The sequence below is a fragment of the Paracoccus rhizosphaerae genome, assembly GCF_026162645.1.
GTDB lineage: Bacteria > Pseudomonadota > Alphaproteobacteria > Rhodobacterales > Rhodobacteraceae > Paracoccus > Paracoccus rhizosphaerae.
The window spans coordinates 1-6,356 of the sequence record NZ_JAOTBE010000110.1 but is presented as its reverse complement, the minus strand read 5'-3'; the positions used below and the strand labels follow the sequence as shown (position 1 = coordinate 6,356).

Below are 6,356 nucleotides of genomic sequence, written 5' to 3'. Positions count from 1 at the left end.
GAAAGGGGAAAGCTTGGCCATCTGCGCGTCGGTCAGCCAGAAAAGGTCGCTCATGTCACCGCTCCGTTTTCCGAGCCGTGAATCACGCAGCACATCGAAAATCAATGCATCCTGACCCTAGAATGGTCGGACCTGGCCGCCGCCTGCGAGGGCCTGATCGGCATCCTGATCCCCGACCAGGCGGATGATCTCTGTGCCCTTCAGCTGCGCCGGATGCGCGAGGCCTTTGGCGACCGCGCCCACTTGACACTGACCCTGCGCCGCCGCCCGAACGACCAGCTGCGGCTGCATGAGCTGTCGAACCTCGCCGCCCGCCTGCGCGTGGCGACCGTGGTCACCAATGACGTGCTGTTCCACACCCCTGACCGCCGCATCCTGCAAGACGTGGTCACCGCGATCCGCTACAACACAACCGTCGACGCCCTGGGTTTTCGCCGCGAGCGTCACGCCGACCGCTACCTGAAGACGCCGGTGGAGATGCACCGGCTGTTCACCCGCTACCCCGAAGCGCTGGCCCGCTCGGCCCGGATCGCCGAGGCCTGCCGCTTCTCGCTCGACGAGCTGGAATACCAGTATCCCGAGGAACGCGACGATCCCACCGTGACCGCACAGGCCACGCTGGAGCGGCTGACCTGGGAGGGCGCGGCCTAGCGCTATCCCGAAGGCGTGCCGGCCGAGGTCACCGCCAGCCTGCAGCATGAGCTGCGCCTGATCGACCGGTTGGACTATGCGCCCTACTTCCTGACCGTGAACAGCATCGTCCGCTTCGCCCGCTCGCGCGGCATCCTGTGCCAGGGCCGGGGGTCGGCGGCGAACTCGGCCGTGTGCTTCGTGCTGGGGATCACCTCCATCGATCCGGGGCGCAACGACCTGCTCTTCGAGCGCTTCGTCAGCGAGGAGCGCCGCGAGCCCCCCGACATCGACGTGGACTTCGAGCATGAACGCCGCGAGGAGGTCATCCAGTGGATCTACCGCACCTATGGCCGCGACCGCGCCGCGCTGACCCCCGTGGTGATCCGCTACCGCTCCAAGGGCGCGCTGCGCGACGTGGGCAAGGCCCTGGGCCTGCCCGAGGATCTGATCCGAGCGCTGTCTAGCCAGATCTGGGCCTGGTCGGAGGAGGGGATCACTGACAACGAGCTGCGCGCCCTGAACCTCAACCCGGATGACCGCCGCCTGCGCCTGACGCTGGAGCTGGCTGCCCTACTGCGCGGCACGGCGCGGCACCTCAGCCAGCATCCGGGCGGCTTCGTGCTGACCCATGACCGGCTGGACGATCTGGTGCCCATTGAACCCGCGGCGATGGAGGATCGCCAGATCATCGAATGGGATAAGGACGACATCGAGGCGCTGCGCTTTATGAAGGTGGACGTGCTGGCGCTCGGCATGCTGACCTGCATGGCCAAGGGGCTTCAGCTCCTGGCCGAGCACAAGGACATCCGCCATGATCTGGCGAACATCCCGGCCGAGGATCCCCGCACCTATGCGATGATCCGCAAAGCCGACACGCTCGGCACGTTCCAGATCGAGAGCCGCGCGCAGATGTCGATGCTGCCGCGCCTTCGCCCGCGCACCTTCTACGACCTGGTCGTGCAGGTGGCCATCGTCCGCCCCGGCCCGATCCAGGGCGACATGGTCCATCCCTACCTGCGCCGCCGGGCGGGACAGGAGGCCGTGAACTTCCCCACCCCGGAATTGGAGAAGGTGCTGGGCAAGACCCTTGGCGTGCCGCTCTTTCAGGAGCAGGCCATGCGCGTCGCCATCGAATGCGCGGGCTTCACGCCCGGCGAGGCCGACATGCTGCGCAAATCCATGGCCACTTTCAAGTTTACCGGCGGGGTGTCCCGGTTCCGCGACAAGCTGATCGAGGGGATGGCCGCGCGCGGATACGACCGCGACTTTGCCGAACGGACCTTCCGCCAGCTGGAGGGCTTCGGCAGCTACGGCTTTCCGGAAAGCCATGCGGCCAGCTTTGCGCTGATCTCCTATGCCTCGGCATGGCTCAAGTGCTGGCATCCGGACGTGTTCTGCGCGGCGCTCCTGAACAGCCAGCCGATGGGCTTCTACGCCCCTGCCCAGATCGTGCGGGACGCCCGCGAGCACGGGGTCGAGGTCCGCCCGGTCTGCATCAACGCCTCGCATTGGGACTGCACCCTCGAGCCGCTGGCGGACGGCCGGCGCTTCGCGGTCCGGCTTGGGCTGCGCATGGTCAAGGGCCTGGCCAACGCCCATGCGGCGGCGATCGTGCTGGGCCGTGCCGATCAGCCCTTCGCCTCGGTTGAGGATCTGTGGCGGCGCGTGCGCGTGCCCGTTGTCACCCTCACCCGGATCGCCGAGGCGGACGGCTTCCGCCCTGCCCTGCGCCTCGGCCGCCGCGAGGCGCTCTGGCACCTCAAGGGGCTGGCCGACGAGGATCTGCCCCTCTTCGCCGCTGCCGAGGCGCGCACTGCGCCACCGGAGTTCGCCGAGCCCACCGTCGCCCTGCGCCCGATGGCCGCCGGGCGCGAGGTGGTCGAGGATTACGGCCATACCGGCCTGTCGCTGCGCCGCCACCCGGTGGCCTTCCTGCGCGAGGATCTGACCCGACGCCGGATGATCCCCTGCGCGGAAGCCATGGCCTCCCGCAACCGCCGCCGCTGCGAGGTGGCGGGCATCGTGCTGGTCCGCCAGCGCCCGGGCTCGGCCAAGGGCGTGATGTTCATAACCCTGGAGGACGAAACCGGTATCGCCAACCTGGTCGTCTGGCCCAAGGTCTTCGAGGCCAACCGCCGAACCATCCTCGGCGCCGGCATGATTGCCGTCGCGGGCACCGTGCAGCGCGAGGGCGAGGTCGTCCACCTCGTCGTCCATCGCATCACCAACCTCTCAACTGACCTTGCCAGCATCGGCCAGCGCGGCGACGCCTTTCCGTTGACCCACGGCCGGGGCGACGAGTTCACGGCGACCGGCGGTAGGCTGCCGGGCAACGCCGGGCCGCCAACACCGCGCGACATCTACATCCCTGACCTTCACATTGACACCGTCAAGGTGAAGACAAAGGACTTCAGGTAGGTGTGTCGTCCAGTGAAGAAGATGATCCTGGCTACAGGGCGACGCAAAGGGCGGAAAGCCGACGGTCGGCGCCGCAGCATCACAGCTGCGGCAAGCATGGGAAAGCGGTCGTTCGTCCAGGATGCAGCGATCACCCTGTCCCGTGATCCGAACGCGGTTCGACGGGAAGATCACGCGCCCACTGCTAAAGCACGCGCCACAAAACCTACTGCGTTCCAAGGACTAAGCCGTCTCTCTGATCGACGTAGCCTTCGACATTGTCGCGGATCTTCTCGAAGACCTTCGGCAGGTATTCGATCAGATCGGCCATCGTCACATCAGTTCTTGCAAAGCAGTGATACGTTTCCAGATACGACCGCATGGTCTCGCGGTCGTTGGCACTGATCGTCAGCAGCGGGTCAGGTCCGTCGTAGTCCCAGAGATTGGTGAGGTGGATGAACTTGGAACTGTATTCGTAGGCGACGCTGACCCAGGAATGGTTGTCCGCGGCATACTGCTTGAGCTCGACGTCCTTGATCGGGACGATCTTTTTCTTCGCGGTGATCTGCGTCCAACGCTCGCCACGGAGTCGACGGGCATCCGGGTTGCGCGACTCGGAGCCGATGCCGAACAACACTTTCATGGAAAGGCAGGTCTGGCTGGCAGCATCACTGTAGGTCTGCTGCCAGCCACGTCTGCCAGTCGACGCGGCCTCCCAGCTCACATCGGGGCCGAACCAGATCGTCAGCGAGCCACGGCTCTTGAGCGCTTCATTGTAGGCGTGGATATCTATGCCTCTGGTCATCGGCGATGGCCGGAGTGAAGGCTCGGGTGGTCGCCGATACACTGCAGCCGGGGGCCACAGTGAATGCAGTGGCGGATCACTATGGAGTTTCTTGTCGCGTGTTACCGCTTAATGGACCAGACCATGGCTGTTTCGTATCCCGCAGCTTCGAGCATCTCGATTTTGGACGGCCACCTGGCGGGGCATACGACAAAAGCAACCCCAACACCTCTGTTCGCGAAGGCAGCCTCGGCTGCGCGCAGAAGCGTGGTCGCGCCCTCGCCACCGTTTGCAAGAGCGGTAGGATCAGCAAGGTCCGAGTGGTAGTAGTCGTCAATCACACCTGTTCCGGTAATGTCGTGCGCCGGCGGAAAATGAAGCGGCGAGGCGGGCTGCGCGATCACGTAGCCATTCAGGTTTTCCGGCGCCCCCATAACCATCATATCCCGGTCACGCAGTGTCAGGCTTCGGTTCATCCAACCAGTGAACCTGGTTTCTGCATCGGAATGCTGTTCTCAGAATTGGTCGATCTCGAAGAGTATCCGCTTGTTCTCCGATGCCCGCGTGACGATGCTTGGCACATCAACCTCGGTGGCCAGACGGATTGTTGACGGGCGTCCAGCATCGCCAAGGACGGTTCGGGACAAGTAGAGCGTCAGCGGATCGTAAGCGCGATCTCGAAAGACCTGTCGCCAGGGCCCTCCAGTCACGTAGGTAGACAAGAGTATCTTTGCGCCGGCATCCATCAGGGCACGTTCCGCCGCTGCGACCAGCGCGTCAATCGTGCCTTCCGGCGCGCCGAGCGCGACAGCACTATCAGGCAGAATAAGTCCCGGATCGCCCTTCCGGCCCGCATAGATCGGCGGCACCGGAAGAAGCATCGAATGAATTACGCCATTTATCACTCCATCATGCTCGGCAACTTGCCATATCTGGCGGAACGGCTGCTGTTCAGACATCAGCGCAAAGGTCAGCGCCTTTTCGATCTGCGCCGAGGCATCCGCAGCCATCTTCCACAGGATCGGGTCGGCAGCCTGACGTTCCTCCGCGTCCAGAAGCAGAAGATAGACAAGGCGGGGAATGTCGCCCGTGGTGGCGATGCGAACGGCGTGTGACATCTGATTGATCCTCAATGGCATCGCGTGGGGCTCTGACCCTGTATCGACGCGGCACGTCCCTTTGACAAAGCAGGATATGTGCGACAGCATTTAGAAAACCTAACGTCTTAGGCCTTGTCCATGAAGCAAGTGAACCTCAATTCTCTTCGGGTGTTCGCTTGCGTGGCGCGACACAGCAATCTTCACCGCGCTGCGGGTGAACTGAACCTGACGCGCGGCGCTGTATCCCAAAAGATCAAACAGCTCGAAGTCGAGCTTGGAGTGATCCTTTTGGAACGTCAGGCTCGGGGTGTGAGGCTAACCCCCGAAGGTGTGCGCTGTCGGGAGGCCGTCGACGAAGCCCTGGCCACGCTCGAAATGGTGGTCACCGAACTCGCGCAGGAAGTAGGGCAGATAACGCTACACTTTGGCTCCTCAACAGCGGCGAAGTGGCTGATGCCGCGCCGGAAAAGTTCGCCACCCAGTTTCCTCGTATCTCGCTCCGAACCGAGGTTCACACTGAGCAGCTGTCTCGCGACTTGGCCCGCAACGAGATTGCCGTCTGGCCAGGAAAAGCGACCGATCCGAAGCCGTTTCAAAATGCGCGGCCATTGACCGACATCAATCCTGTTGCCGTGTGCAGCCCGAATTTCCCCAAGCCCGATTGGCCGATGGAGTTGGAAACTGTGCTGACGTTGCCACTGCTTCAGGATGCGCATCGCACATGGGAAGCTTTAATCGAGGCAACCAGGCACCGGACTCGGCACTAGCTGCTGAATTTCGACCGGTCTGCGCTGGCTGTGGACGCGGCAATAGAGAGATACGGCGTCGCCATCGCCCCTTCCTACATTGTCGAAAGCGACGTGTTGCGGAAACGTCTTGTAGAGGTGTGGGTCAACACGGAACCGCCGACTAAAAAACTCTTCGTTTCTTGGTCGCAAGAGCACGTGAGACAACCGGACGTGCATCGGGTTGTGGATTGGATCGCCGCGGAATTTGACAAGAGCTGACGCTGGAAGAACCGCTAGAAATTGCGGAAACGTCCCGCATAACAGACCGTGCCTGCTAGATCTCGCTGCGCCAAGCACGAGCGTCTGCTCTCTGGAAGCTGCACCGCGCCGCCGCGACTGTCTCGACCGGCCGCTAAGGGCCCAGTGTGCGTGTCAGAGGCTGAACCATTGCGTTCACATCACCGGAGGCGGCAACTCAAGGTGAAGATTGCAGTCGGCGGGCAAGGCATTACGCTGGAACGATGACGCCAGGCGGACGCATCTTCTCCTGCATTCTTCCTTCTGTCCGCGGCGAGGCGGCCGACGAGGACGGCGGGTCACGTCCGTCAAGCTGGTGTAATTTCCCGGGAGGCCTGAGGGCATGATCAGGCGGCTTTCGTGGTTATGCTGAGAATGGGGTCGATCTCCTCGGTGTCGATGCGGGCGAAGGCCTCG

At 63.4% G+C, this 6,356-nt stretch carries 5 protein-coding genes and 2 pseudogenes; 4 read left to right on the top strand and 3 right to left on the bottom strand.

Translation table 11 applies throughout. The features are described 5' to 3' along the window. The first annotated feature begins 213 nt into the window (after nt 1–213). Nucleotides 214–651 (top strand): PHP domain-containing protein, encoded by a 438-nt coding sequence (locus OC184_RS19215; RefSeq protein WP_265508766.1) that lies wholly within the window; start codon nt 214–216, stop codon nt 649–651. 12 nt (nt 652–663) lie between these two features. Next, nucleotides 664–3,051 (top strand): annotated as a pseudogene (locus OC184_RS19210) (error-prone DNA polymerase); the annotation flags it as partial. A gap of 601 nt (nt 3,052–3,652) precedes the next feature. Here OC184_RS19210 and OC184_RS19205 read toward each other — a convergent pair. The 3 genes and pseudogenes from OC184_RS19205 to OC184_RS19195 all read right to left on the bottom strand — a co-directional run. Next, nucleotides 3,653–3,835, bottom strand: a pseudogene (locus OC184_RS19205) (transposase); the annotation flags it as partial. Between the two features lie 101 nt (nt 3,836–3,936). Further along, nucleotides 3,937–4,290 (bottom strand): hypothetical protein, encoded by a 354-nt coding sequence (locus tag OC184_RS19200; protein WP_265508763.1) that lies wholly within the window; start codon nt 4,288–4,290, stop codon nt 3,937–3,939. Between the two features lie 39 nt (nt 4,291–4,329). Continuing rightward, nucleotides 4,330–5,022 (bottom strand): hypothetical protein, encoded by a 693-nt coding sequence (locus tag OC184_RS19195; protein ID WP_265508762.1) that lies wholly within the window; start codon nt 5,020–5,022, stop codon nt 4,330–4,332. Nucleotides 5,023–5,052: 30 nt separating this feature from the next. Here OC184_RS19195 and OC184_RS19190 point away from each other — a divergent pair, with 30 nt between their 5' ends. Together OC184_RS19190 and OC184_RS20620 are read left to right on the top strand one after the other, a co-directional pair. After that, complete coding sequence (locus tag OC184_RS19190) at nt 5,053–5,526, top strand: LysR family transcriptional regulator (RefSeq protein ID WP_265508760.1); 474 nt, start codon at nt 5,053–5,055, stop codon at nt 5,524–5,526. Nucleotides 5,527–5,681: 155 nt separating this feature from the next. Then, nucleotides 5,682–5,921, top strand: a complete 240-nt coding sequence (locus OC184_RS20620) for a LysR substrate-binding domain-containing protein (RefSeq protein WP_407674415.1) — start codon at nt 5,682–5,684, stop codon at nt 5,919–5,921. Nucleotides 5,922–6,356 lie beyond the last annotated feature (435 nt).

Bases quoted from the DNA above. Each gene is read 5' to 3' on its own strand.
- OC184_RS19215 (WP_265508766.1), top strand. From the start codon at position 214: ATGCGCGAGGCCTTTGGCGACCGCGCCCACTTGACACTGACCCTGCGC.
- OC184_RS19200 (WP_265508763.1), bottom strand. From the start codon at position 4,290: ATGAACCGAAGCCTGACACTGCGTGACCGGGATATGATGGTTATGGGG.
- OC184_RS19195 (WP_265508762.1), bottom strand. From the start codon at position 5,022: ATGCTGTCGCACATATCCTGCTTTGTCAAAGGGACGTGCCGCGTCGAT.
- OC184_RS19190 (WP_265508760.1), top strand. From the start codon at position 5,053: ATGAAGCAAGTGAACCTCAATTCTCTTCGGGTGTTCGCTTGCGTGGCG.